Here is a 25,403-nt window from a genome sequence, read left to right as displayed (position 1 = left end):
TATGATCTCTCTTTTAACGATCGTTATCTTCATATTATTAGGTGTTATTTATTTTCAATATAGAATACAGAAAAGTAAAAGTGCAAATGTACGCTATACATATGAAAAGTTACAGGATATTGTAAAGCAGCAAACAGGTGAGAAATTATTAGTTGTGACGGATGATAAAGAACTGCAAAAATTATTAGTAGCAATTAATCATTTATTAGATGCGAAACAAAAAACGAATGCTGATCATGCGAAGGTTGAAATTTCGATGAGAAAGATGCTTTCTAACATTTCACATGACTTAAAAACACCGCTCACTGTTATTCTTGGGTATACAGAAATGTTAAATGTAGATAAAACGATAAGTAAAGAAGAACGACAAGTATTGCTAGAAAAGGTACATTTGAAAACTTTGGAAGTAATGGAACTTATTCATAAATTTTTTGATTTGGCGAAATTAGAATCTGGAGATAAAGCAGTCGAAATGACAAAGGTGAATATGAATGAAGTATGCCGAGAAAAGATTTTAACGTTTTATGATTTAGTAACGACCAAAGGATTTGAGGTGCATATTGATATACCGGAGAAAAATGTATATGCACTTGGAAATACAGAAGTATTAGGTAGGGTGTTGAATAATTTAATATCCAATGCAATTGCGTATGGATATGATGGGAAAACACTTGGTATTACATTAAGAGATGCTGATAGGTGCGTGTATGTTGATGTGTGGGACCGTGGTAAAGGAATTGATGAATCGCATATTGATAAAGTATTTGAACGCATGTATACGTTAGAAGATTCAAGGAACCGATTGTATCAAGGCAGCGGTCTTGGGCTTACGATTACAAAACGACTTGTGGAAGCGTTAGGAGGAGAAATTCATCTTTCTAGTACGCCATATAAGAAAACGGTATTTACAATTGTACTGAAAAAAATAGAGTTTTAGCTTGTAGAAAAGAGTATTCTACAAGCTTTTTTTTGAACGTAAGGAATTTGTAAGGAATGGGTAAGAAAAAAGAGATTTTCATTGTCTATGATATAAAGTGAAACTTCCATCAGTGGGGAGGCTTTATCCCCCACTGATGGTTAGTTGAACCAATCGGGCATTAACGGGCGGTTTTATCTTCCTTCGAGTTAGGGGAATCTTACTGCCCGTTAATGCGGGGGAAGTATGAAGTGGAAGCGAAAGGGGAAAATGATATGTCCTATGTATTAAAAACAAATCAGTTAACAAAAGTATTTGAGGGGAAAGAAGTGATTTCTGGGGTTAATATGCATGTGAAAAAAGGAGAAATCTATGGCTTTTTAGGACCTAATGGTGCTGGTAAAACAACGATTATGAAGATGATTACAAATTTAATAAAACCAACGAGTGGGGATATTGAAATTTTCGGTGAGAAATTAACCGATACATCTTATGACGTGTTAAAACGAATGGGAACAATTATTGAATATCCAATCTTTTATGACAAATTAACAGCTAAAGAAAATTTATATTTACATTGTGAATATATGGGTTACTACGACAAGAAGGGGATTGAGCATGCACTAGATCTTGTCAATTTACACAATGTGGAGAATAAAAAAGTAAAAGACTTTTCACTGGGGATGAAGCAAAGGTTAGGAATTGCCAGAGCAATTTTGACAAAGCCGGAGCTATTAATTTTAGATGAACCAATCAACGGTTTAGATCCAATCGGGATTAGAGAACTGCGCGACCTATTTAAAATGCTTTGCAAAGAATATGGGATTACGCTATTAGTCTCTAGCCACATTTTAGGAGAAATGGAGCAAATGGCAGATACGATTGGTGTAATTCAAAATGGAAAATTGATAAAAGAAGTTTCAATGAAAAGTATTAATGGGAAGCAAACGGAGTATATTGAAATTCACGTTCAAGATGTGAAACGAGCGGCTTATGTTTTAGAAAATAAACTCAGCATAACAAACTACAAAATTATGAGTGAGGGTATCATTCGTGTGTATGAAATGACAGCTACGCAGCAAGCAATTTCTAAAACGCTGATCATGAATGACATAGAAATTGAAAGTATAAATAAAAAGCATAGCTCATTAGAAGAGTATTTCTTGAACCTTGTGAATGGAGAGGGAATCCGTGCTTAATTTAATGAGACTTGAGCTTATGAAATTTAAAATGGCGCCTATTATGAGAGGGGCACTCATTGACACTTTTTCACGAGCGGTATTTATGATTTTCGGAGCAAGTCTAATTGCAAAATTTATTATTCAAGAGTTTCAAGAAAAGACGATGACAGTGCTATTTATGTATCCAATTAATCGTAAAAAGATGATGTTTGCAAAATTATTTATTATCATTTTTTTTACACTTTGCTTTATTGTGATTTCAGATATTATCATTTTTAGCGTTGTTTATGTATTCAATTTGTATCAGCCAATCATTGCAGGAACATTAACCGTATCAATCTTACTTCAAAATGCCTTAAAGCTATTCATGAATACATTAGCAGCAACAGGAATTAGTTTAATCCCGATATACTTTGGAATGAAAAAATATTCTGTGCGAACAACGGTTGTGTCAGCGATAGTAATTGTAGCATTGTTAAATTCAGGTAGGGGGACTGGGGGTACATTATTCAATTTTATTGCTATTCCCGTTATATTAGCTTGTATTGGTTTGTTGATCGCTTATATGGCAATAAGAAAGATTGAACAGGTAGATTTGTTTAAATAGGGCAAGTTTAAAGAATAGGAAATAGAAGATAGAAACGAAAAAATATAACTCATTAGAAACATATTTTTAAAATCTAATGAATGAAGGAGAACAACATGCTTAAACTTATGAAACTAGAATGGAAAAAACATCGCTTATCTCGTTATTTTAAAGGAGTAGCAATTTGCATTGTAGCAATTTTCGTTGCTGTCGGTCTTATGGCATGGGGTTCTAGAGCTGAGAGTGAGCAAATGTTTCTAGATTATGCAGGATTTATGTCTTTAACAAATATTTTTATTAGAACAACATTTATGATTTTTTCAGCTGTCATTTTATCACGTTTAGTAATTGATGAATACAAAAGTAAAACGATGCAATTATTGTTTACCTATCCGTTACAACGAAAAAAACTCATGCAAGCGAAGTTAGCAATTGTTTTTGGATTTTGTTTTTGCAGCATAATCATTGCTACTTTTATCATCAATATGTTAATTTTCTTCTTAAATCCAATAATAGGATTCTTTGAAACACCTGTTAGTGTAGGTGAAATCATTGCTACAGTTCCAGCTACTTTTATTAGCGCATTTATGATGGCTGGAGTAAGTCTCATTCCTTTATATTTTGGCATGAGAAAAAAATCAACTCCTACAACGATTACCTCGTCTATATTAATAGGATTATTGATTAACTCCACTGTTTCTAATGGGGGAGGACAGCTTAGTTTGTTTGACTTCATTATAGTACCGATTGTGCTCTGTCTATTAGGTCTTGCAATTGGCTACCTTTCTTATCATAAAGTGGATAAAATAGATGTGGCTTAAATAAAAATACAATCTTGAATGAGATGTGGGCTTAAAATGAACTGGGGAATAAAACATGAAGAAAACGATATTAGCTTCTATTTTAATAATTGTAGTTGCAGGAGTAGTTTTTAGTCTCAAGGAAGTAGGGACAAAGAGTTTTGAAAAAGAAATTTTTTTTGCAGTAGATAGTGTAGAAGAAATAGAAATAAATAACGAAAATTGGGATGTTGCGTTCAAAAGTGCGGAATCAAGCAAAGTAACAATCGCAGCTGAGGGAAAACAGGAAGATAAGAAGAATGATCCTGTAACAATGAAAAAGGATGGAAAGAAAATTGTAGTGAATCAGAAAGAGCGAAAGGAAGGTTTTGCGGGAGGGTTCAGTTTTGGAAAGAAAGGCACTATATATATCAAATAATAATTAGAAGAGGTGAATATACCATGCAGAAAAAATCAACTCGTTCCGTCAGTGACGTATTTGCTATACTGGTTTTTTACTGTACGACGGGACTATTAAGTGCTATTGTTATTCCAGTTTTGGCAACGATCGCGTACGGTTTCGGTTTTTGCACTGTACTTATATTTATTGCAGGTATTATTCGTTCTTTTGGAGTTGTGTGGATAAAAATGGATATTGGACCTGGTTTATCAATCCCTCAGGAGTGGAGCATGGTTTTGGCTCTGATCATAGGTGGAATCGTGGGAAGTATCGCCGTATTTATTTGAATTTTCTATCTAGAAGTTATCGTAAAGTATTACCAGTGAATAAACAATAAAATTGAGCAGGAGGATTTATTTAATAAAACATATGAACTAGGGAGGGAAATAACATGCTGCAATTAATAAAGCTAGAAATAAAGAAAAGTAAGCTCGGCTGGTATATAAAAGGTGCGATTATCGCAAATATAGTGATGGTTGCGATGTTGTTTTTTGTAAGCTATGTGTCACAAATTGAAGGGGATGTAGAATTAGGAAACCCTCAAGGTATTCTTTTAATGGCGAGTGCAATGGTAAGAGGGACGTTTATTGTCTTTGCAGGAGTATTAATTGCGAAATTAGTAATTGAAGAATATAAAAATAAAACAATATTGCTCATGTTTTCGTATCCGATTAATCGAAAAAAAATCATTGCAAGTAAGTTATTAATTACCGCAATACTAACATTCATAACAATCTTATTATCTAACATTTTTATAGTAGGTGTCTTCTTTACAGTAAATAGCTATATTTTAGTTATTCCGAATACAATAACGATAGATGAGTTGATTCAAGAAGGTATAAAAGTGGTTCCTTTTGCCGTTGCAGCTGCAGGAGCAGGTATAATTCCATTATATTTTGGTATGCGTAAATATTCTGTTCCAACAACGATTGTTTCTTCCTTAATTGTTGTGATGATTGCATGTCAAAGCCAGCCAGAGTTTTCATTAGCAACTTTTCTGCCACTTCAATTAGCGCTTGCGGCTATTGGCATTATGATTGCTTATTATGGAATTAGAAATATTGAGAAAGAGGATATGCTATAACGTTTCACATGAAACAAGTTACATAAAAAAGACAAGGTGCTGAATCACCTTGTCTTTTTTATGTCATTACATTTTCGGAGCATCCATCCCCGCAGCAGTCCATTCTTCCTTAGTGGGCCCATAAATACCTGGAACCTTTAATCCAGCTTGGCGCATTAAAACAGTCATTTGACCGCGGTGATGGTTTTGATGGTTAATGAGAGTCATTAAAAATATAGAATTCGGCATTGGGCGTCCAAAAAAATCGTTGATTGTTGTTAAATCTTTATCGGTCCACTGCGTTTGAATTGCTTCAACAAAAGCTGTGTTTACTTTACGGTAATTTTCTGTAATCGTCTTTGCAGAAGTTGGAACAGGATAATCTTTTGTTTCCCCCTCAAACTGTAAACCTGTCCCTGACAGCATTACTGGAATCGCGGTGACGATATGCCAAGCAACTCTACCTAAAGTCCAATGACCAGGTGCAATCTCTTGAGTCAACGATTCATCTGTTAATGCATCCAATACCTTTTGCGTAGAATCAGCCTCGTATTTCCACGTTTTTAGAAAGCCTTCAATTGTTTGATACATGCTATCCCTCCTATGGTTACATTCATATGGTAAATTCGTGAAAGGAGGAGGTTTTTCCTTTCACGAATTAGTTATATTGTTAACATAAGATGAAAGCATCCAAAACGGGGGAATTTAAAGTATTGAGTGTAAAAGAACCAGCATATTTTAAAACGTGGATTACGAAAATATTAATTAATAAGTGTAACGATATGGTACAGAAAAATAAAGTTTTATATGTGGAAGATTACGGAGAAGTGGGTAGTGGGCACGCAGTAAAAGAAAACATGGAACAAAAGCTAGAATTTGAAAATATGCTTAGTCATTTAAGTTTAGAGTATCGACTCGTGATTGTACTCTACTATGTGAATAAATTCAAAACAAAGGAAATTGCGGAGATTTTAAATGAAGAAGAAGGAACTATAAAATCAAGACAAAAGATATAAGCCGAAAGAGAAAAAAGTTGTATGTAATAAATATTAGAATGTAGATCTTGGCTCCTCCTATACAATTAGAATAGATGCAAAAGATCTTGTAGGAGGGCTAGTACATATATGAGGTTATAAATGAATAGTTACGCAAGAGTCAGAATATTATGATTGTAACATGATTATGGCTATAATATAATGAAAATAATCATCATGAATGGACATTCATTTTATTTGTGTAAGAACAGGAAGGAGGAATGGGAATGGAGAAACCTTGGTTACAAAATTATCCAAAGGAAATTCCGCATACAATTTCTAATGATATGCAGCCGCTCCATGTATATTTACAGCAGATGTCTTCTCGGTACCCAGAAAAGAAAGCGCTTCATTTTTTAGGGAAAGATATTACATTTGCAGTGTTAGATCGTAAGGTGAGACAATTTGCAAATTACCTTAAAAGGCTTGGTGTGAAAAAAGGTGACCGAGTTGCGATTATGTTACCAAATTGTCCGCAAGCTGTGATTGGATATTATGGTACGTTACTTGTAGGTGGTATAGTGGTACAAACAAATCCCCTTTATACAGAGAGGGAGTTAGAATATCAGCTCCATGATTCCGGTGCGAAAGTTATTCTTTGTGTTGACCTAGTTTTTCCGAAAGTCACCAATGTTCAATCTGCTACAAAGGTGGAGCACGTTATTGTAACCCGCATTGCTGACTTTTTGCCATTTCCAAAAAATTTACTCTATCCAGTTGTACAAAAGAAGCAAAGCAACCTGGTTGTAACAGTAACGGAAAGTGATACGATTCATGTTTGGAAATCGGTAGAAAAAGAAAGTGATGAAATGGTAGAAGTGCCGTGTGATCCTGAAAATGATTTAGCACTCTTACAATATACTGGAGGTACGACAGGTTTTCCGAAAGGAGTTATGTTAACACACAAAAACCTTGTATCGAATACACTAATGGGTGTGCATTGGCTATATAACTGTACAGAGGGAGAGGAAGTCATTCTCGGTGTTCTTCCATTTTTTCATGTGTATGGAATGACTGCTGTAATGAATTTGGCTATTATGCAAGGGTATAAAATGGTATTGATTCCGAAGTTTGATATGAAAATGGTGTTTGAAGCGATTAAAAAACATAAAGTTACACTATTTCCAGGAGCTCCAACAATTTATATTGCCCTTTTAAATAGTCCTCTACTTCGGGAATATGATATTTCTTCGATTCGGGCTTGTATTAGTGGCTCTGCCCCACTTCCAGTAGAGGTACAAGAGAAATTTGAAAAGATTACAGGCGGTAAGCTGGTAGAAGGATATGGACTCACAGAATCATCTCCAGTTACACACGGCAATTTTTTATGGGAAAAACGTGTGCCGGGAAGTATTGGTGTTCCGTGGCCAGATACAGATGCACGCATTATGTCACTTGAAACAGGAGAATATTTGCCACCCGGTGAGATTGGTGAAATTGTAGTGAAGGGCCCGCAAGTGATGAAAGGATACTGGAATAAGCCTGAGGAAACAGCAGCGGTATTACAGGACGGGTGGTTACACACAGGTGATATTGGGTATATGGATGAGGATGGTTTTTTCTATGTGAAAGATCGCAAGAAAGACATGATTGTTGCCAGCGGATTCAATGTTTATCCGCGCGAAGTGGAAGAAGTATTATATGAGCATGAAAAAGTGCAGGAAGTGGTTACGATTGGTGTTCCAGATCCGTATCGCGGGGAGACTGTGAAAGCTTTTGTTGTGCTAAAAGAAGGAGAAGTTTGTTCTGAAGAAGAGTTAGATCAATTTGCTCGTAAATATTTGGCTGCTTATAAAGTCCCAAAAGTATATGAGTTTCGGAGCGAGTTACCAAAAACAACAGTAGGGAAGATTTTACGCCGTGTCCTTATAGATGAAGAACAGAAGAAGAAAGAGGATGAGAAGACGGGCTAAAGGCCCTTTCTTTTTGAAAATATAGGATATAGGATTGACATTTTTTTGAATAGTCAGTATTATATGAAATATGAATGATCACTCATTCAGTCATCTTCTTGAAGGGGACAGTAAAGTGAAAAAAAATCGACCAAAATATAACCAAATTATTGATGCTGCGGTTATTGTAATTGCAGAAAATGGATACCATCAAGCGCAAGTTTCTAAAATTGCAAAGCAAGCTGGTGTTGCTGATGGAACTATTTATTTATATTTTAAAAATAAAGAAGATATATTAATATCCTTATTCCAAGAGAAGATGGGAGAATTTATAGAAAAAATTCGCAAAAAAACAGCAGGAATTGAAAGCGCTGTAGCGAAGTTATTTATGTTGGTAGAAACGCACTTCTTGCTGTTGTCACAAAATGATCCTCTTGCTATTGTCACGCAACTAGAGCTTCGTCAATCCAACCAAGAGTTACGCCTCAAAATAAATGAAGTATTAAAAGGATACTTACAAGTTATCGATGAGATTTTGGAAACAGGTATAAGACAAGGAGAATTCCAAGCGGATTTAAATGTTCGCGTAGCAAGACAAATGATCTTCGGAACAGTAGATGAAGTTGTGACCAATTGGGTAATGAGCGATCATAAATATGATTTGGTCGCACTTTCAAAAACGGTACATGGGCTGCTTATTTCAGCTTGTGGTTATCGTCAATAATGGGAGGGATCATGTTGAAATTCCTATCTGTAACAGTAGAAGACCATATTGCGGTGGCAACGTTAAATCATCCGCCAGCTAATGCGATGTCTTCACAAGTTATGCATGACGTTACTGAGCTAATTGATCAAGTCGAAAAGGATGAAAATATCCGCGTTGTTGTTCTTCATGGTGAAGGCCGCTTCTTTTCAGCAGGAGCAGATATTAAAGAGTTTACTTCTGTTGAGGAAGCGAAACAAGCAACAGAGTTAGCACAGCTTGGACAAGTTACGTTTGAGCGTGTCGAAAAGTGCTCAAAACCAATCATTGCGGCAATTCATGGAGCGGCACTTGGCGGTGGCCTTGAATTCGCTATGTCTTGCCACATGCGCTTTGCAACTGAAAGTGCAAAGCTTGGTTTACCAGAGCTAACGCTTGGACTTATTCCTGGCTTTGCAGGTACACAGCGTTTGCCACGCTATGTTGGTAAAGCGAAGGCTTGTGAAATGATGCTAACAAGTACACCAATTACAGGTACACAGGCATTAGAATGGGGACTTGTTAACGGCGTGTTCTCAGAAGAAACACTTTTAGAAGAGACTCTCAAAATCGCAAAACAAATTGCTGGCAAAAGCCCAGCGACAACTCGTGCTGTGTTAGAGCTATTACAAACAACAAAATCATCTCATTATTATGAAGGTGTACAGCGTGAAGCACAAATATTTGGTGAAGTGTTTACGGGTGAAGATGGAAGAGAAGGTGTAGCGGCATTTTTAGAAAAACGCAAACCTTCATTTAGTGGTAGGTAGTTCAAATTATTTTTTTAATATAAATTACCAGAATATTAAAATTGATAGAATCTTTCTGAAAAACAAGGGGGTAAATGGAATGAACATCTACGTACTCATGAAACGAACATTTGATACAGAAGAAAAAATCGTAATTAAAAACGGTGCAATTTATGATGGCGAAGCGGAATTCATCATCAACCCTTACGATGAATATGCGATTGAAGAAGCAATTCAAGTAAGAGACGCACAAGGCGGTGAAATTACGGTTGTAACAGTTGGCGGAGAAGATAGTGAAAAAGAACTTCGCACTGCGCTAGCGATGGGCTGTGATAAAGCGGTATTAATCAATATTGAAGATGATGTTGAGAATGGTGACCAATTTACAACAGCGAAAGTGCTTGCTGAATATTTAAAAGATAAAGAAGTAGATTTAATTTTAGGTGGCAACGTAGCGATTGATGGTGCGTCTGGACAAGTTGGCCCACGCGTAGCGGAAGCGCTAAATATTCCATATGTAACAACAATTACGAAGCTTGAAATTAATGGCACAAGCGTGAAAATTGAGCGCGATGTCGAAGGTGATACTGAAGTGATTGAAACATCACTACCACTTTTAGCAACAGCGCAACAAGGTTTAAATGAACCGCGTTATCCATCGCTTCCAGGTATTATGAAAGCGAAGAAAAAACCGCTTGAAGAACTAGAATTAGATGATTTAGATTTAGAGGAAGATGATGTGGAAGCAAAAACAAAAACAATCGAAATCTATTTACCTCCTAAGAAAGATGCAGGAAAAGTGTTACAAGGCGAGCTGCAAGATCAAGTAAAAGAACTTGTATCGTTGCTCCATACAGAAGCGAAAGTAATCTAATAAAATACGAAATTATATATGCAGGAGGGAAAATCTATGGCTCGTAAAGTATTAGTAATGGGTGAAGTTCGTGACGGATCACTACGTAACGTTTCTTTTGAAGCAGTAGCAGCAGCGAAAACAATCGCAGAAGGCGGTGAAGTGGTTGGCCTTCTAGTTGGAGAGAGCGTTGCATCTTTTGCAAATGAATTGATTCATTACGGTGCAGATCGCGTTGTGACAGTTGAAAATGATAAATTAAAATCATATACATCCGATGGTTATGCACAAGCATTTTTAGCTGTGTATGGTGAAGAGAAGCCAGAAGGTATTGTCTTTGGACATACAGCACTCGGTAAAGATTTATCACCAAAGTTAGCTGCTAAGCTTGAAGCTGGCCTTGTTTCTGATGTAACTGCATTAGAAGTTGCAGGTGGAAATGTTGTCTTCACACGCCCAATTTATTCTGGTAAAGCGTTTGAGAAGAAGGTTGTAACAGATGGTATTCTATTTGCGACAGTTCGTCCAAATAACATTACGCCACTTGAAAAAGATGAAGCGAGTACAGGTGATGTATCTTCTATTACAGTTGATGTAAAAGATTTACGTACAATCATTCAAGATGTTGTGCGTAAAACAGCAGAAGGTGTAGATCTTTCAGAAGCGAAAGTTATTATTGCTGGTGGACGCGGAGTGAAAAGTGAAGACGGTTTTAAACCGTTAAAGGAATTAGCAGATGTATTAGGTGGTGCTGTTGGTGCATCACGTGGTGCTTGTGACGCAGAGTATTGCGATTACTCATTACAAATTGGACAAACAGGTAAAGTTGTTACGCCAGACTTATATATTGCATGCGGTATTTCTGGCGCAATTCAGCATTTAGCTGGTATGTCTAACTCAAAAGTAATCGTTGCAATTAATAAAGATCCAGAAGCAAGTATTTTCAAAGTAGCTGATTATGGTATTGTTGGCGACTTATTTGAAGTGGTTCCTTTATTAACAGAAGAGTTTAAAAAGTTAAAAGTACATTCTTAATTTGAGTGACCCTTGAGTTCCAAGTGAAATACCCCTATATATAGAAAAACGAGAGGTCCCCTGCCTCTCGTTTTTTAGCATATACCATAGATTTTTTGTATAGTATAAAGGTACATTTTTTTGTTACAATACATAACGATACATAATATTCGCCACGTATATAACTTAATGATATACTTTTGGTAGAATATACTTGAAGGAGGAAACAAAATGGCAATTGTAAACGCAACTGACCAAAACTTCGCAGCTGAAACAAGCGAAGGTATTGTATTATTAGATTTCTGGGCACCATGGTGTGGGCCTTGTAAAATGATCGCTCCTGTATTAGAGGAAATCGATGCAGAATTAGGCGAAAAAGTAAAAGTAGTAAAAGTAGACGTTGATGAAAACCAAGAAACTGCTCGTAGTTTTGAAGTAATGAGCATTCCATCTCTTTTCGTGTTAAAAGATGGTAAAGTGGTTGACCAAGCGTTAGGATACAAACCAAAAGAAGCGTTAGTAGAATTAGTTTCTAAACACTTCTAAAACAAAAAAGCTGCCATGAGGTAGCTTTTTTGTTTTAAGTCTCTGTTAGATGATAATAATACAATTAGTAAGGGATGAAGAACCCCGCCGATTAAAGTTTCACTTTACCCCTCATTAATGGGTATTAAGACTTCACTTCAAAATTCAGTGAAAGCAAAGAAGTTAGGTGGGGATCAGCTGCCCGTAAAAGTCTGATTGGTGAGGGCTGATAATCAGCGAGGAATAAAGCCCACCACTGATTAAAATTTCACGTTATGGTTTGTGTAATAAGGAGAATAAATTTAATTATTCAAAGCATCTTTGGCGCATTTCTTTTAAAAAGGTTTCAGTGATTTTAAATCCAGAACCCTCTCCTATAATAGAGTCAATACCACAATAGGGGCAAACTGCTGTATCATCATCCCACCATTCATTAATTTTACTTGGGATGAAAATTTCTAAACAATAAAAACAACCACACATAGTGTCTTTTTTAAGTAAATTCTATTATGAGAACAGAAACGGTGTGCTTCTTCAAAATATTTCTCCATTGTATCCTCCTTTTTACGCATTTCTTTGATGTTTTATTTGAAAGCTTCTTTTGGATATTTCATGCGCGAATTGTTTATATAATACATCATGATCAAAGGTTAAAAAACAAAATCAAAAATTCTATTTTGTTAGTTTAACATGAAAATTAATAGTACAATTCTATGTGAAAAGAAGAAAATATGTATAATGTTTTCATTTTTTTGTTCTTTCCGTTACAATAAAAGAACGTATGTTGGGTGTTTTGGAATAATAATGATAAATATGTAGAAACGGGGGTTTGCGAGTGCACGAGCATTTAAAAGAAAAATTATCAATTTTACCAGATCAACCAGGCTGTTACTTAATGAAAGATAAGCAAGGAACGGTTATATATGTCGGGAAGGCAAAGGTGTTAAAAAATCGTGTGCGCTCGTATTTTACTGGTTCACATGATGGGAAGACACTCCGTCTTGTCGGAGAAATTGTTGATTTTGAATATATTGTTACCTCCTCGAATCTAGAGGCACTTATTTTAGAATTAAATTTAATCAAAAAATATGATCCGAAATATAATATCCAATTAAAAGATGATAAAACATATCCATTTATTAAAATTACAGCTGAAAAACAGCCACGTTTGCTCATTACGAGAAATGTAAAAAAGGATAAAGGAAAGTATTTTGGTCCGTATCCAAATGCGCAATCAGCTCATGAAACAAAAAAACTATTAGATCGCATGTATCCGCTTCGGAAATGTACAAATATACCAGATAAAGTTTGTTTATATTATCATATGGGACAATGCTTAGCACCTTGTGTACAAGAGGTAACGGATGAACAGAATCAAGAAATTGTAGATGGAATTGTTAAGTTTTTGAATGGTGGACATAAAGAAGTTCGTTCAGAATTAGAAGCGAAAATGTATGAAGCATCGGAAAAATTAGAGTTTGAACGTGCAAAAGAATTACGTGATCAAATTTCTCATATAGATGCGATTATGGAAAAGCAGAAGATGATTATGAGCGACTTAGTTGACCGCGATGTGTTTGGTTATGCGGTGGATAAAGGCTGGATGTGCGTGCAAGTTTTCTTTGTCCGAAAAGGTAAGTTAATCGAGCGCGATGTCTCTATGTTCCCAATTTATGATGAGCCGGAAGAAGGGTTTTTAACATTTATCGGTCAATTTTATGAACAAAACAATCATTTTAAACCAAAGGAAATTGTAGTGCCAGGCAGTATTGATCCTGAATTAGTAGAGCGTTTTTTAGAAGTGGATGTAACGCAGCCAAAACGAGGAAAGAAAAAAGACCTCGTTGAATTAGCAAACAAGAATGCGAAGATCGCTTTAGGGGAGAAGTTTTATTTAATTGAACGTGATGAAGAGAGAACAATTAAGGCTGTTGAAAATTTAGGTAAGCAGCTTGACATTGAAACACCATATCGTATTGAAGCATTTGATAACTCAAATATTCAAGGGACGAATCCAGTTTCAGCAATGATTGTCTTTATTGATGGAAAACCAGCGAAAAAAGAGTATCGAAAATATAAGATAAAGACAGTTCAAGGGCCAGATGATTATGAATCGATGCGAGAGGTTGTACGCCGGCGGTATACGCGTGCTTTAAAAGAAAATTTGCCACTACCTGATTTAATTGTGATTGATGGCGGGAAAGGACATCTTGCAGCTGCTAGTGATGTGCTTGAAAATGAACTTGGCTTATATATTCCGATGGCTGGACTTGTTAAGGATGATAAACACCGTACATCGCATTTAATGATTGGTGATCCTCCTGAGCCTGTTATGCTTGAAAGAAATAGCCAAGAATTTTATTTATTGCAGCGTATTCAAGACGAGGTACACCGATTTGCAATTACATTTCACCGTCAGCTTCACGGGAAATCAGTGATTCAATCTGCTTTAGATGGGATTCCTGGAGTTGGTGAAAAGCGAAAAAAAGTATTGTTAAAACATTTTGGCTCCCTAAAAAAGATGAAAGAAGCTTCTGTGACGGAATTTGTCGAAGCGGGAATGCCGCAAAATGTTGCAGAAACCATTTATTCCTATTTAACAGATAAGAAGACGTTGTAGTTTACAATGTCTTCTATTTTTTGATATAATTTCAGAATATTAAAAATTATTAAAAATGAATGAATATGCAATATAAATCCATTTTGATTTTTCGACATATAAGCTGTAGCTATGAAAACAAAAACAGTTCTTCACACATTTCCTCCTTTTGTTTTCACACGGTAGGGGGAGAAAAAAGGCACTGACCGCTTCTATGCATGGCCGGATGCTCTCTCCCACCTAAAAAGAAATGGTTTATGTCGTTTTTTTAATTTGGATTTATATAGAAAAGTCAACTAAACCTATATGTCTAGTTGACTGTTAATGTAGATTCTACACTTCGATAGGATCTTTTACGTCCCATTTCACAAGAAATGTGATAGAATCCGAACGTTTTTTTTGCTCTTCATATGACTCTGCAACAACATTTCGTTGCTTTTGAATTTGTTCTGCAACAAATCCAGTTTCTAATTGGTAAGAAGAATGTCTAGTTTGCTTTTGACGCTCTGTAATGAGCGGGCTTGTTAGCTGAAAATGCATTTCACGGCGTTTATGCTCGATGATGTTCAAGCGACCCCAGCCAGCTTTTTCAAAAAAATAAATGACTTCTTCAATCGTCTCTAGCGGATATTTTCGTGCTAGGTTTCTGCCGGCCCAGTATAAGATGTCATCTAATTCTTTACCAATTAGGTCAGGTAGTACTTCTTCCCGCAGCAGTTCATAAGCGAAAGCGTGCAATGAAACATCTTCTAAAGATGCTATATCAATTGTATTTTTGCTCAAAATATTCCCCTCTTTCTATAGGGATTATTATATAACATTTCCCATTTATAAAAACAGCACTTTCTTTAGGAAAATCTAAATATATAGAAAGAAAAAAGGAAGTGGCAAATTATATGCAAATTATGTACAAATTATGTATACGTTTTCTTGACGCTTCGACAAAAATAGGAGTAAAATGAATTTGGTATCAAATTATGCTGAAATATTTCGAATAATTTTTTCAGTTTTTCTTATAGCAATAGTGAAAAAACATTATTGTTATAAACTAATACTGAAAGCAGCAGTTAAACACTCAAGGGGGGTAATGGGGACATGAAAGGCCGCGAGTATACGTTTCGCAAGTGGCACTCATTAATGGGGGTCATTCCGGTTGGTGTCTTTTTGACGCAACATTTAGTAGTAAACAATTTTGCAACAAGAGGGGCAGAGGCTTTTAACAAAGCTGCTCATTTTATGGAGCTCCTTCCATTCCGGTATGCGCTAGAAATTTTCGTCATCTTTTTACCGATACTGTACCATGCTATATATGGATTATATATTGCATTTACAGCTAAGAACAATGCGACATCTTATAGTTATTTCCGTAACTGGATGTTCGTCTTCCAACGAATCTCAGGTGTCGTTACGCTTATTTTCTTATCTTGGCACGTTTGGGAAACACGTATTCAGGCAGCAATGGGTAAGCAGGTAAATTATGACATGATGGCAGATATTTTAAGCAACCCAGTTATGTTTGGTTTCTACTTAGTTGGGGTTGTATCAACAATTTTCCACTTTGCGAATGGATTATGGACATTCTGCATTAGCTGGGGAATTACAGTATCGCCACGTTCACAACGTATCTCTACTTATGTAACATTAGCTATTTTCTTAGGTTTATCTTATGTAGGTGTGAGTGCATTATTAGCGTTCATCGATCCACAGCTAGCAAATCAGTAAGGAGTGGGAGAGCATGAAAGGGAAACTTATAGTAGTCGGTGGTGGCTTAGCCGGCTTAATGGCAACGATTAAGGCAGCAGAAGCAGGAGTAAACGTGGAACTGTTCTCTTTAGTACCAGTAAAACGTTCGCATTCTGTATGTGCACAGGGTGGCATGAACGGTGCTGTAAATACGAAAGGTGAAGGGGATTCTCCATGGATTCACTTTGACGATACAATCTATGGTGGTGACTTCTTAGCGAACCAGCCGCCAGTTAAAGCAATGTGTGAAGCAGCGCCTGGTATTATTCATTTAATGGACCGTATGGGTGTTATGTTTAACCGTACAGAAGAAGGACTTCTTGATTTCCGTCGTTTCGGGGGAACACAACATCACCGTACAGCATTCGCTGGTGCAACAACTGGCCAACAATTATTGTACGCATTAGATGAGCAAGTACGCCGTCATGAAGTAGCAGGACTTGTAACGAAATATGAAGGTTGGGATTTCTTACGTGCTGTTGTGGATGACGAAGGCGTATGTCGCGGAATCGTTGCACAAGACTTACAATCTATGGAGATTAAGAGTTTCCAAGCTGATGCCGTAATTATGGCAACAGGGGGCCCTGGTATCATCTTCGGAAAATCAACAAACTCTATTATTAATACAGGTACAGCAGCATCTGCTGTATATCAACAAGGTGCATATTATGCGAATGGTGAGTTCATTCAAATTCACCCAACAGCAATTCCTGGGGACGATAAGTTACGTCTAATGAGTGAATCTGCACGTGGTGAAGGTGGACGCGTTTGGACGTATAAAGACGGTAAGCCATGGTACTTCTTAGAAGAGAAATATCCTGCATACGGAAACCTTGTGCCTCGTGATATCGCAACGCGTGAAATTTTTGACGTGTGTGTCGAGCAAAAACTAGGTATTAATGGTGAAAACATGGTATATCTAGATCTTTCTCATAAAGATCCGAAAGAACTAGATATTAAACTTGGTGGAATTATTGAAATCTATGAAAAGTTCACAGGTGATGATCCTCGTAAACTACCGATGAAAATCTTCCCTGCTGTTCATTATTCAATGGGCGGACTATGGGTTGATTATAAGCAAATGACAAGTATTCCAGGGTTATTTGCAGCAGGTGAGTGTGATTACTCTATGCACGGTGGTAACCGATTAGGTGCTAACTCGTTACTTTCAGCGATTTATGGCGGTATGGTAGCGGGACCAAATGCGATTGAATATATGAAAGGTCTTTCAAAATCATCTGATGCTGTTTCAGCTACTTTATACGAGCAAAATGAATTAATCGAAACAGAGAAATTTAACAATATTTTAACGTTAGATGGTAATGAAAATGCATATGTTCTTCATAAAGAGCTTGGAGAATGGATGACGGATAACGTTACAGTAGTTCGTGAAAATAAAAAGTTATTAGAAACAGATGCGAAAATTCAAGAGTTAATGGAACGTTATAAACGCATTAACATTAACGATACAGCAAAATGGAGTAACCAAGGTGCTTCGTTTACACGCCAACTGGCAAATATGTTTGAATTAGCTCGTGTTATTACAATTGGTGCGTATAACCGTAATGAAAGCCGCGGTGCGCATTATAAACCAGAATTCCCAAATCGTGATGATGCGAACTTCTTAAAAACTACAATGGCGAAGTTTGAAGGAGAAGGAAATGCACCGGCATTCCATTACGAAGACGTTGATGTTTCATTAATCAAACCACGTAAACGTGATTATTCTTCAAAACATGATGTAGCTGCTAAGGGTGAAGAGAAGGGGGATAAACAACATGTCTGAGAAAACAATCCGCCTCATCATTACGAGACAAGATGGACCAGATGCACAATCGTTTGATCAGGAATTTGAAATTCCATATCGCCCAAATATGAATATTATTTCGGCTCTTATGGAAATTCGTCGTAATCCTGTTGATGCAAAAGGAAATCATACGACTCCGGTTGCATGGGATATGAACTGTTTAGAAGAAGTATGTGGTGCTTGTTCTATGGTAATTAACGGTAAACCACGTCAATCATGTACAGCGCTTATCGATAAATTAGAACAACCAGTTCGTATAAAACCGATGAAGACATTCCCGGTAGTACGTGATTTACAAGTTGATCGTAGTCGTATGTTTGATGCTTTGAAACGTGTTAAGGCTTGGGTTCCAATCGATGGTACGTATGATTTAGGACCAGGACCAAGAATGCCAGAGAAAAAGCGTCAATGGGCATATGAACTTTCAAAATGTATGACATGTGGTGTTTGCTTAGAATCATGTCCGAACGTAAACAGTAAATCTGACTTTATCGGACCAGCGCCGCTTTCACAAGCACGTTTATTTAACTCACATCCAACTGGTGAAATGCATAAAGCAGAGCGCTTACGTGCAATTATGGGTGATGGTGGCCTTGCGAACTGTGGTAACTCGCAAAACTGCGTACAATCATGTCCAAAAGGTATCCCGTTAACAACTTCAATTGCAGCATTAAACCGTGATACAACAATTCAGTCGTTTAAAGATTTCTTTGGTAGCGACAATAACTATTAATTTATATTGCCTCTTCGAATCGAAGAGGCAATATTTATATAAATACAAATGGAAAAACCGACATAAAATTCTTCTTTTTGGGTGGGAGAGAGGATCCGATCATGCATAGAAACGGTAGCCCTATTCCGAGTGAAAACAAAGGGAGAAAATGAGTGTAGGTCACCTGTTGTTTTCCATAGCTGCGACTGATATGTTGGAAAATCAAAATGGATATATGGTTTTTAATCGTTTTAATTTTTTGTTTATTCTGAAATTTATTATGTGACTTATGAGAATGAGAGAAAAAGGAGAGAAAAACATGAAGAAGATTTCCTATATTGAAAACTTTGCTAGCTGGGAAAAAGATTTTTCATTTTACATTCCTGTGAAAGTTCGTTTTTGTGAAACAGATATGTTTGGACACATGAATAATGGTGTTGCTTTTACATATTTTGAAGAAGCACGTATTGAATTTTTTAAAGAGCTTGGTTTTATGCAAGAATGGACACATGAAGCATCAGAAACAATGATTGTTGTTGCTGACTTACAATGTAATTTTTTAAAACAAATTTTCTTCGATGAACATTTAAAGGTATATGTAAAAGCTGAAACAATTGGGAATTCTTCTTTGGATTTACACTATATGGTGAAAAATGAAGCGGGAGAAGTTTGCTTAGTAGGGCGCGGGGCAATGGTGCAAGCCTCAAAGAAAACGGGAAAAGGGGCACCTTGGCCCCAAGAATGGAAGCAAAAGCTATTGCAATAAAAATAAGAGAGCTATTTAGCTCTCTTATTTGTTTCACCCATTGCTTCTTCTAATGTTAAGTCATGTTTATGTAAGTATGTAGCATATGGATTACCAACATAGCGAATATGCCATGGTTCGTATGAGTATTCTGTTATATCTGTTTTATCCTCTAAATAACGAATAATGAATCCAAATTCATGGGCATGTGCTGCTACCCATTTACCTTCCTCTGTTTCACCGAAAATAGGCTCTAATTGATAATTTGCTGATTTAGAACTAATATCCATTGTAAGGCCTGTTTGATGTTCGCTTGTTCCAGGGATTGCGCTTACCGAATCTGCTTCAGCTTGTCCTTGTCTTTTTATGTACATATTATGTAACGATTGTTGTCGTTTATAAGAGCGGTATCCTGATACAGCAGTAAGCTCTAGTCCTTGCTCTTTTGCTGCTTGGAACATTTTTTCTAGTGCTACGCCGGCATCTTTACGAAGTAATGTTTTTTCTTTATCTTTTGGATATGCAAATGGAACGTCTGGTCTTATAAGATCGTCTGGTGTATAGCCATCTGGTAATTTACGATGTTTATTTACTAATACAAGAGGTGAATCTGGATTTGTAACAAGAGAGAAATTCTCATCTATTTTTTTAGCAGTATGAGTTGCTTTTGGGAATGTTGGAATCTCTTCTTTTGGATGTTCAATATGTTTTTGTGTTTCGACAGCTTTCGCTTCATTTTGTAATGGAGATTTTGAGCTGAAATAAGCGAAGGATGTAATACCGATTACAATCGTAGTGGCAGAAATAACAATTACCTTTTTCATAACGCTGTGTAATCTCAGTCCTTTCTTATAATTTTTCTAGTATGTTAATTATAAGTCTAGTTTCTATAAAAAGAAATATAAGAGTCGTAACGTAATAGAATTGCAAAGAAAATGTCAAAAAATGTTTGATTTTGTTGATTCATATACATACAAATGGAAAAAACAATACAAAACCTTTCTTTTTGGGTGGGAGAGAGCGTCTGACCATGGATAGAAGCGGACAGTGCCTTTTTTAGCCCCATGCCGAGTAAAACCAAAGGGAGAAAACGAGTGGAGATTTCTTTTTATTTTCATAGCCGCGACTTATATGTTGAAAAATCAAAATGGATATGTATATTGTTCGGATATACACATAAATGGATTGGAATAAACCAAGGGTTAAGAAATAAAAGGATGGCTTAAGCCATCCTTTTATCCCGTTATTCACGGACAGTAAGACCCCCACCTCAAGATTTAGTGAAAGTAAAGAAGATGGGTGAGGGATAAAGAAAACCCAACTGATGGAAGTTTCCCGTTATTTGTTTACTTCAAATGATTTTAAGTTATCACGACGAATTTTATCTTTTTCTGCATCAGATTTTTTGAAATTGTAATCATATAGAGCGCCTTCCCAATCACCATACATTGGGTTAGGGAAAATGATGAATTTCTCGCCAAATTGTGCTTTTGTTTCTTCAACTGTTTGATTGCGATCTTTTACAGATTTCCCATCAAATCCAGTGAAGTCAGATAAGTTATCACCGAAGAATAGGACGATATCGTGTGATTGTGAAACAAGTTCACGACGTTTTTCTTTCCCTTTTTCTTTCGGGTCTTGTAGTAAAATATGTTCTTTCGTTGCTTGTGGAGCGCCAACGCGTTCAAGGTTTTTAATCGTTGCATCTAATTGATTTGTTTTACGGTTTGAAATGTAGTAGATATCGACACCTTTAGATTCAGTATATTTTAAGAAGTCAATTGCACCAGGAAGAGCTGCCGCTTCTGCTTTATTAATCCACTCATCCCATTTATAAGGATAGCCCTTTCCTTCTTTCACAGTCATCGCTTGGTGGGGGCTGTTATCTAAAACGGTTTCATCTAAATCTAGTACAATTGCTGGTTTTTTACTTGTCCCTTTTGCAAGAGCAGCATCGAGTTTTAATTGTCCGATGTTATAGCCTTGATAATACAAAGCTTTTGTTTCACCAGCTGTTTGATACCATAGATCAGCCATTAGCTGTTGATCTGTTAATTTTACTTTTTCTTCTTTTGCTACAGTTTTTTCAGCTGTTCCTGAACATGCTACAAGTGATGTAGAAAGAACTGCTACAGATAATAATGTGGTAATGCCTCTTTTCATTTTCATATGTATCCTCCTTGATGTAACTAAATTCTTTAATATTATATATTAAAATATAATATTTTTTTATACCTTTTTTTATGAACTTTTGTATATTGTCTTTTGTATATATAGTAGTGTGCCTTATATTAGAAAGATGAGCAAAATGATAATGAGTTATTTGACTTACTTTATTGTCAAAATGACAATTATAATTGACAAACTCCGTTCTGTTATTTACAATTTTAACTAAATGAAACAAATGATGGATTAGAGATGATGGTACATATAAGAGAATGAAATATAATACTATATTTTATTTCAAACAATCATAGTCTTTAAGAGAGTACGAATGATATTAAAGGGGAGGCTTTATACTTTGAGTTTACAAATTCAAAACTTAACAAAAACATTTGGAGAATCAAGGGCAGTTAACGGTTTGCAAATCTCGTTACCAAAAGGTGAAGTGTTAGGTTTACTTGGCCGAAATGGTGCAGGGAAAACAACGACAATTAAAATGCTTCTTGGGTTATTAACGCCTAATGAAGGTTCTATTACGTGGGATGGAAAAACATTTGGTAATAGTGGGGTAACAATTGGATATTTGCCAGAGGAAAGAGGATTATATACAAAAAGTAGGGTAATAGATCAACTGCGATATTTTGGTAGATTAGAAGGAATGACGAAGAAAGAAGTCGATCTTGCAATCGATCACTGGTTAGAACGATTAGCAATCCCAGAATATAAATTTAAAACGGCAGGAGAGCTTTCAAAAGGGAATCAACAAAAAATCCAATTAATTGCGGCCCTTCTTCATAATCCAGAACTACTTATTTTAGATGAACCATTTAGCGGACTTGATCCAGTTAATGCTGGAATGCTAGCTAGTATTATTGAAGAACAAGTACAGAGCGGAAAGACGATTATTTTATCAAGTCATCGTATGGAACAAGTAGAGGCTTTTTGCCAACATGTATGTATTTTGAAAAAAGGTGAAGCAGTCGTAGAAGGACAGCTAAGTGATATTAAGAAAGAATACGGTTTTCGTAATTTAACTATTGAAGATACAGCAGAGAATGAAAAGGGATTAGAAGCTATACATGTTCCGTATGAAAAACAACAAGGCCTTCTTTATGTAAAAGTACAAGACGATGCAGAAGCTCTAAAGATTTTGCAACAATTGCAAGAGCAAGGTGTAAGCTTAAGGCAATTTAAAATGCTAGAGCCGACGCTAAACGAAATATTTGTAGAAAGGGCGAAATAACAATGCGTAAATTTTCTCATGTATTTTCATTTTATTTCAGGGAAGCATTTTTTTCTAAAAAATCATTGATTACGAGTGCGATTTTATTTTTAGTTGTGTTTGGAATCTTTGCATTTAACCATTTCACTTCTGATGGAGATAAAAGTAAGGAGAAAGATAAGATTGCAGTTGTAGTAGAAAGTTCTACATATAAAATACAAAAAGAAGAGTTAAATAAGTTATTGCCATCAGCAAAAATAACGGTTGGTTCAAAGGGTGATTTTGATAAATTCCATAAACAAGTAGAAGAAGGAGATTTAGATGGTTTATTCCATGTGAAAGAAAAGAATGGAGTTCCAGAGGTTACGTATATGTTTAATGGGTTCCCTAGTGAAACAACTTCTACAATTATGGCTAGTTATTTAAAGGAGCAATATACGGCAGTAACGGTTGCTAAACATAATGTTTCACCGGAAATTGCACAACAATTGCAAACAGAAATTTCCGTGAAACAAGAAGCGATAAAAGATCGTTCTGCCTCTTTCGGAATTGCATATTTCTTTACATTCGCTTTGTATATGTTCATTGTTGCGTTCGGAAGCACAATTGCGATGAATATTGCTTCTGAAAAAGCTTCTCGCGTTATGGAAGTCATGATTCCGAAAGTAAAACCTCTTACTATGATGTATGCAAAAATTTTGGCAGTTGTTTCAACGGCGTTATTACAACTTGTTATATTGGCATGTGGTTACCTTGTTCCTTGTGTACTAGGCTGGGTAGATTTAGAAAGTGGTTCATTATTTGGATTGCCAATTGATTTTACAAAGCTAGATGCACAAGTTATCAGTATGTTCCTAATTTATTTTGTTACAGGATATTTCCTTTATGCGATGATGTATGCAGCTGCTGGTGCGGTTGTTTCTAAGACTGAGGATTTACAAGGTGTAATGTTCCCGGTGTCGATTTTAATCATGGCAGCATTATTCATTAGTATGAAATCATTAAGTGATCCGAATAGTACTATTGTTGTTGTAAGTTCGTATGTTCCGTTCTTTACACCGATGGTCACATTCTCGCGCATTGTAGCTGGTGAGGCGGGGATGTTAGAAATTACGATAACACTTGCGATTCTTTTGGCGACGATTGGTATATTAAGTGCTGTTACGAGTCGTATTTATGTAAATGGTGTAATGAATTACTCAGACAAAGTGAAATTTAAAGATTTAGCGAAATTTATTAAACGTCAATAATAGGAAAAAGCATGATTTTCTTGTGAAATCATGCTTTTTCTTTATGTATAAATTAAAAATAGTATATAATAATAAGAGTTGTCTTTTAATAGAATGAATAAAAAGGAGGGTGTGCAGATGGGAATTAGTAGCCGTTTTACAGTAGGTGTTCATATGTTAACGTTACTTGCGATAGATCGAAACTCTCGCTGTACCTCTGAATGGATTGCTGGCAGTGTGAATACAAACCCAGTTGTGATTCGCCGCATTACAGGAATGTTAAAAAGAGCAGGTCTAGTGGATGTACAAGCAGGGAAAGGTGGTACATCACTTGCTCGTGATTTAGATGAGATTACATTACTTGATGTATATAAAGCAGTGGAAGTAGTAGAAGAAGGACATCTATTTTCTTTCCATGAGAATCCAAATATTGAATGTCCAGTAGGTGCGAATATTCAATCGGTATTAGAAATTATATTAATACAAGCGCAAGGAGCGATGGAAAGCGTACTTGCGAATGTAACAGTTCAGCAACTTGTTACAAATTTACAATCAAAAATTAAAAAGTAAAAAAAGCGAGCCTCGTATAAGTGGGCTCGCTTCTTTTACTTTCAGAAAGATCGAAGATTCTATTTTTCAGTATTTAATACAAATTTCCCTACAATGGCAGCAACGATACCACCAAGAATTGGTGCAACAATAAATACCCACAATTGAGATACAGCTTCTCCGCCAGCAAATAAAGCTGGTGCTAGGCTACGTGCAGGGTTAACAGAAGTGCCTGTTAATGGAATACCTAATAAGTGAACTAATACCAGTGTAAAGCCAATTACTAATCCAGCTAATTGTGCGTTTCCCTTTTTACCTGTTACTGCAATAATTACTAAAATAAAGACGAATGTTAAAACAAATTCAACTAAGAAAGATCCTGACAAACCAAAATTTCCAAAAGCATTTTGTCCTAAGTTATCTAAAGACATATTAGAAGATTTTAAAATTGTCACTAATGTTGCAGTTCCTAATAAACCACCTAAAACTTGAGCTAATAAATAGTAGCTAAGTTCCATAGCATTCATTCGTTTGTTTACAAACATGGCAATTGATACTGCCGGGTTTACATGACATCCAGAAATTGTTCCAATGCTATATGCCATAGCAACAATTGATAATCCGAAAGCCATTGCAATTCCTAAAGTTCCAATTCCTTCAATTCCGCCGCCTAAAACAGCTGTTCCAGTTCCAAATAATACAAGTACAAAAGTACCAATAAATTCAGCGATTCCTTTTTTTAACATAATTTTCCTCCTCATGTACACATGAATCGTAGTATAGCATAAAATTAGGTGCTTTTAAGTATAAATGGAAAATGAAATAGTATTCTGATAAAAA

27 protein-coding genes and 1 pseudogene are annotated in these 25,403 nt (G+C 36.0%); 22 read left to right on the top strand and 6 right to left on the bottom strand.

What is annotated here, in order from left to right:
* Position 1: 1 nt before the first annotated feature.
* The 7 genes from JDS96_RS06110 to JDS96_RS06080 all read left to right on the top strand — a co-directional run bounded on the left by JDS96_RS06110 (position 2) and on the right by JDS96_RS06080 (position 5,006).
* On the top strand, positions 2-937 hold the full coding sequence (locus JDS96_RS06110) for a sensor histidine kinase (RefSeq protein ID WP_199666380.1): 936 nt from the start codon (positions 2-4) through the stop codon (positions 935-937).
* A 254-nt stretch (positions 938-1,191) separates the two neighbouring features.
* Positions 1,192-2,115, top strand: a complete 924-nt coding sequence (locus tag JDS96_RS06105; RefSeq protein WP_199666415.1) for an ABC transporter ATP-binding protein — start codon at positions 1,192-1,194, stop codon at positions 2,113-2,115.
* Positions 2,108-2,704, top strand: a complete 597-nt coding sequence (locus JDS96_RS06100; protein WP_307838166.1) for an ABC transporter permease — start codon at positions 2,108-2,110, stop codon at positions 2,702-2,704. The genes JDS96_RS06105 and JDS96_RS06100 overlap by 8 nt, the downstream gene beginning before the upstream one ends.
* Before the next feature lie 95 nt (positions 2,705-2,799).
* Positions 2,800-3,504, top strand: coding sequence for an ABC transporter permease (locus JDS96_RS06095; RefSeq protein ID WP_033797318.1), 705 nt, complete (start codon positions 2,800-2,802; stop codon positions 3,502-3,504).
* Between the two features lie 55 nt (positions 3,505-3,559).
* On the top strand, positions 3,560-3,901 hold the full coding sequence (locus tag JDS96_RS06090) for a DUF4097 family beta strand repeat-containing protein (RefSeq protein WP_199666379.1): 342 nt from the start codon (positions 3,560-3,562) through the stop codon (positions 3,899-3,901).
* A gap of 23 nt (positions 3,902-3,924) precedes the next feature.
* Positions 3,925-4,209 carry a hypothetical protein gene (locus tag JDS96_RS06085; protein ID WP_242479862.1) on the top strand — a complete coding sequence of 95 codons (285 nt, stop codon included), beginning with the start codon at positions 3,925-3,927 and terminating at the stop codon, positions 4,207-4,209.
* Between the two features lie 104 nt (positions 4,210-4,313).
* Complete coding sequence (locus JDS96_RS06080; protein ID WP_003200921.1) at positions 4,314-5,006, top strand: ABC transporter permease; 693 nt, start codon at positions 4,314-4,316, stop codon at positions 5,004-5,006.
* A gap of 66 nt (positions 5,007-5,072) precedes the next feature.
* Here JDS96_RS06080 and JDS96_RS06075 read toward each other — a convergent pair whose 3' ends face one another.
* Positions 5,073-5,576: a DinB family protein gene (locus tag JDS96_RS06075; protein ID WP_199666378.1), complete on the bottom strand. Its 504-nt coding sequence runs from the start codon at positions 5,574-5,576 to the stop codon at positions 5,073-5,075.
* Between the two features lie 122 nt (positions 5,577-5,698).
* On the opposite strand from JDS96_RS06075, the gene JDS96_RS06070 reads away from it, so the two are divergent.
* The 7 genes from JDS96_RS06070 to trxA all read left to right on the top strand — a co-directional run bounded on the left by JDS96_RS06070 (position 5,699) and on the right by trxA (position 11,815).
* Positions 5,699-6,001 carry an RNA polymerase sigma factor gene (locus tag JDS96_RS06070; RefSeq protein ID WP_242479861.1) on the top strand — a complete coding sequence of 101 codons (303 nt, stop codon included), beginning with the start codon at positions 5,699-5,701 and terminating at the stop codon, positions 5,999-6,001.
* 245 nt (positions 6,002-6,246) lie between these two features.
* On the top strand, positions 6,247-7,932 hold the full coding sequence (locus tag JDS96_RS06065; protein WP_033796444.1) for a long-chain-fatty-acid--CoA ligase: 1,686 nt from the start codon (positions 6,247-6,249) through the stop codon (positions 7,930-7,932).
* Between the two features lie 115 nt (positions 7,933-8,047).
* The gene (locus JDS96_RS06060) at positions 8,048-8,635 is read left to right on the top strand and encodes a TetR/AcrR family transcriptional regulator (RefSeq protein ID WP_472926294.1); all 588 of its coding nucleotides are present in this window, start codon (positions 8,048-8,050) and stop codon (positions 8,633-8,635) included.
* Between the two features lie 11 nt (positions 8,636-8,646).
* Positions 8,647-9,423, top strand: a complete 777-nt coding sequence (locus JDS96_RS06055; RefSeq protein WP_199666375.1) for an enoyl-CoA hydratase — start codon at positions 8,647-8,649, stop codon at positions 9,421-9,423.
* 79 nt (positions 9,424-9,502) lie between these two features.
* A complete protein-coding gene (gene etfB, locus JDS96_RS06050) occupies positions 9,503-10,276 on the top strand; it encodes an electron transfer flavoprotein subunit beta (RefSeq protein WP_018764423.1) in 774 nt (257 codons plus the stop codon).
* Positions 10,277-10,312: 36 nt separating this feature from the next.
* Positions 10,313-11,290, top strand: a complete 978-nt coding sequence (gene etfA, locus JDS96_RS06045; RefSeq protein ID WP_199666374.1) for an electron transfer flavoprotein subunit alpha — start codon at positions 10,313-10,315, stop codon at positions 11,288-11,290.
* 210 nt (positions 11,291-11,500) lie between these two features.
* Positions 11,501-11,815 (top strand): thioredoxin, encoded by a 315-nt coding sequence (gene trxA / locus JDS96_RS06040; RefSeq protein ID WP_003200692.1) that lies wholly within the window; start codon positions 11,501-11,503, stop codon positions 11,813-11,815.
* A gap of 285 nt (positions 11,816-12,100) precedes the next feature.
* Here the strand turns inward: trxA and JDS96_RS06035 are convergent.
* Positions 12,101-12,345, bottom strand: a pseudogene (locus tag JDS96_RS06035) (cytoplasmic protein).
* Positions 12,346-12,629: 284 nt separating this feature from the next.
* Between JDS96_RS06035 and uvrC the strand changes: the two are divergent.
* The gene (gene uvrC / locus JDS96_RS06030) at positions 12,630-14,414 is read left to right on the top strand and encodes an excinuclease ABC subunit C (RefSeq protein ID WP_018781660.1); all 1,785 of its coding nucleotides are present in this window, start codon (positions 12,630-12,632) and stop codon (positions 14,412-14,414) included.
* A gap of 312 nt (positions 14,415-14,726) precedes the next feature.
* Here the strand turns inward: uvrC and JDS96_RS06025 are convergent, their stop codons facing one another.
* Entirely contained in the window at positions 14,727-15,176 is a 450-nt protein-coding gene (locus JDS96_RS06025; protein WP_003200709.1) for a YslB family protein, read from the bottom strand.
* A gap of 312 nt (positions 15,177-15,488) precedes the next feature.
* Here JDS96_RS06025 and JDS96_RS06020 point away from each other — a divergent pair, with 312 nt between their 5' ends.
* From JDS96_RS06020 to JDS96_RS06005, 4 genes are all read left to right on the top strand, one after another.
* On the top strand, positions 15,489-16,115 hold the full coding sequence (locus JDS96_RS06020; RefSeq protein WP_003200710.1) for a succinate dehydrogenase cytochrome b558 subunit: 627 nt from the start codon (positions 15,489-15,491) through the stop codon (positions 16,113-16,115).
* 13 nt (positions 16,116-16,128) lie between these two features.
* Positions 16,129-17,922, top strand: a complete 1,794-nt coding sequence (gene sdhA / locus JDS96_RS06015; RefSeq protein ID WP_199666373.1) for a succinate dehydrogenase flavoprotein subunit — start codon at positions 16,129-16,131, stop codon at positions 17,920-17,922.
* Positions 17,915-18,676, top strand: a complete 762-nt coding sequence (sdhB, locus tag JDS96_RS06010; protein ID WP_016116528.1) for a succinate dehydrogenase iron-sulfur subunit — start codon at positions 17,915-17,917, stop codon at positions 18,674-18,676. Before sdhA ends, sdhB begins: the two co-directional genes overlap by 8 nt.
* Positions 18,677-18,974: 298 nt before the next feature.
* The gene (locus JDS96_RS06005; RefSeq protein WP_018764413.1) at positions 18,975-19,421 is read left to right on the top strand and encodes an acyl-CoA thioesterase; all 447 of its coding nucleotides are present in this window, start codon (positions 18,975-18,977) and stop codon (positions 19,419-19,421) included.
* A gap of 11 nt (positions 19,422-19,432) precedes the next feature.
* Here the strand turns inward: JDS96_RS06005 and JDS96_RS06000 are convergent, their stop codons facing one another.
* Together JDS96_RS06000 and JDS96_RS05995 are read right to left on the bottom strand one after the other, a co-directional pair.
* Complete coding sequence (locus tag JDS96_RS06000) at positions 19,433-20,224, bottom strand: M15 family metallopeptidase (RefSeq protein ID WP_199666372.1); 792 nt, start codon at positions 20,222-20,224, stop codon at positions 19,433-19,435.
* 514 nt (positions 20,225-20,738) lie between these two features.
* Complete coding sequence (locus JDS96_RS05995) at positions 20,739-21,569, bottom strand: 5'-nucleotidase, lipoprotein e(P4) family (RefSeq protein WP_003200718.1); 831 nt, start codon at positions 21,567-21,569, stop codon at positions 20,739-20,741.
* A 352-nt stretch (positions 21,570-21,921) separates the two neighbouring features.
* On the opposite strand from JDS96_RS05995, the gene JDS96_RS05990 reads away from it, so the two are divergent.
* From JDS96_RS05990 to JDS96_RS05980, 3 genes are all read left to right on the top strand, one after another.
* Positions 21,922-22,806 carry an ABC transporter ATP-binding protein gene (locus JDS96_RS05990; protein ID WP_199666371.1) on the top strand — a complete coding sequence of 295 codons (885 nt, stop codon included), beginning with the start codon at positions 21,922-21,924 and terminating at the stop codon, positions 22,804-22,806.
* Positions 22,807-22,808: 2 nt separating this feature from the next.
* Complete coding sequence (locus JDS96_RS05985; protein WP_003200723.1) at positions 22,809-24,035, top strand: ABC transporter permease; 1,227 nt, start codon at positions 22,809-22,811, stop codon at positions 24,033-24,035.
* 117 nt (positions 24,036-24,152) lie between these two features.
* On the top strand, positions 24,153-24,584 hold the full coding sequence (locus tag JDS96_RS05980) for an Rrf2 family transcriptional regulator (RefSeq protein ID WP_199666370.1): 432 nt from the start codon (positions 24,153-24,155) through the stop codon (positions 24,582-24,584).
* Between the two features lie 59 nt (positions 24,585-24,643).
* On the opposite strand, the gene JDS96_RS05975 is transcribed toward JDS96_RS05980, so the two are convergent.
* Positions 24,644-25,309, bottom strand: coding sequence for an aquaporin (locus tag JDS96_RS05975; protein ID WP_199666369.1), 666 nt, complete (start codon positions 25,307-25,309; stop codon positions 24,644-24,646).
* Between the last annotated feature and the right edge of the window lie 94 nt (positions 25,310-25,403).

It is taken from the genome of Bacillus cereus group sp. N21, from assembly GCF_016483395.1.
Lineage (GTDB): Bacteria > Bacillota > Bacilli > Bacillales > Bacillaceae_G > Bacillus_A > Bacillus_A pseudomycoides.
Note: the sequence above shows the minus strand (reverse complement) of the source record. Positions and strands in the feature narration are given on the sequence as shown.

Bases quoted from the DNA above. Each gene is read 5' to 3' on its own strand.
- JDS96_RS06110 (WP_199666380.1), top strand. From the start codon at position 2: ATGATCTCTCTTTTAACGATCGTTATCTTCATATTATTAGGTGTTATT.
- JDS96_RS06105 (WP_199666415.1), top strand. From the start codon at position 1,192: ATGTCCTATGTATTAAAAACAAATCAGTTAACAAAAGTATTTGAGGGG.
- JDS96_RS06095 (WP_033797318.1), top strand. From the start codon at position 2,800: ATGCTTAAACTTATGAAACTAGAATGGAAAAAACATCGCTTATCTCGT.
- JDS96_RS06090 (WP_199666379.1), top strand. From the start codon at position 3,560: ATGAAGAAAACGATATTAGCTTCTATTTTAATAATTGTAGTTGCAGGA.
- JDS96_RS06085 (WP_242479862.1), top strand. From the start codon at position 3,925: ATGCAGAAAAAATCAACTCGTTCCGTCAGTGACGTATTTGCTATACTG.
- JDS96_RS06080 (WP_003200921.1), top strand. From the start codon at position 4,314: ATGCTGCAATTAATAAAGCTAGAAATAAAGAAAAGTAAGCTCGGCTGG.
- JDS96_RS06075 (WP_199666378.1), bottom strand. From the start codon at position 5,576: ATGTATCAAACAATTGAAGGCTTTCTAAAAACGTGGAAATACGAGGCT.
- JDS96_RS06065 (WP_033796444.1), top strand. From the start codon at position 6,247: ATGGAGAAACCTTGGTTACAAAATTATCCAAAGGAAATTCCGCATACA.
- JDS96_RS06055 (WP_199666375.1), top strand. From the start codon at position 8,647: ATGTTGAAATTCCTATCTGTAACAGTAGAAGACCATATTGCGGTGGCA.
- etfB (WP_018764423.1), top strand. From the start codon at position 9,503: ATGAACATCTACGTACTCATGAAACGAACATTTGATACAGAAGAAAAA.
- etfA (WP_199666374.1), top strand. From the start codon at position 10,313: ATGGCTCGTAAAGTATTAGTAATGGGTGAAGTTCGTGACGGATCACTA.
- trxA (WP_003200692.1), top strand. From the start codon at position 11,501: ATGGCAATTGTAAACGCAACTGACCAAAACTTCGCAGCTGAAACAAGC.
- JDS96_RS06020 (WP_003200710.1), top strand. From the start codon at position 15,489: ATGAAAGGCCGCGAGTATACGTTTCGCAAGTGGCACTCATTAATGGGG.
- sdhA (WP_199666373.1), top strand. From the start codon at position 16,129: ATGAAAGGGAAACTTATAGTAGTCGGTGGTGGCTTAGCCGGCTTAATG.
- sdhB (WP_016116528.1), top strand. From the start codon at position 17,915: ATGTCTGAGAAAACAATCCGCCTCATCATTACGAGACAAGATGGACCA.
- JDS96_RS06005 (WP_018764413.1), top strand. From the start codon at position 18,975: ATGAAGAAGATTTCCTATATTGAAAACTTTGCTAGCTGGGAAAAAGAT.
- JDS96_RS06000 (WP_199666372.1), bottom strand. From the start codon at position 20,224: ATGAAAAAGGTAATTGTTATTTCTGCCACTACGATTGTAATCGGTATT.
- JDS96_RS05995 (WP_003200718.1), bottom strand. From the start codon at position 21,569: ATGAAAATGAAAAGAGGCATTACCACATTATTATCTGTAGCAGTTCTT.
- JDS96_RS05985 (WP_003200723.1), top strand. From the start codon at position 22,809: ATGCGTAAATTTTCTCATGTATTTTCATTTTATTTCAGGGAAGCATTT.
- JDS96_RS05980 (WP_199666370.1), top strand. From the start codon at position 24,153: ATGGGAATTAGTAGCCGTTTTACAGTAGGTGTTCATATGTTAACGTTA.
- JDS96_RS05975 (WP_199666369.1), bottom strand. From the start codon at position 25,309: ATGTTAAAAAAAGGAATCGCTGAATTTATTGGTACTTTTGTACTTGTA.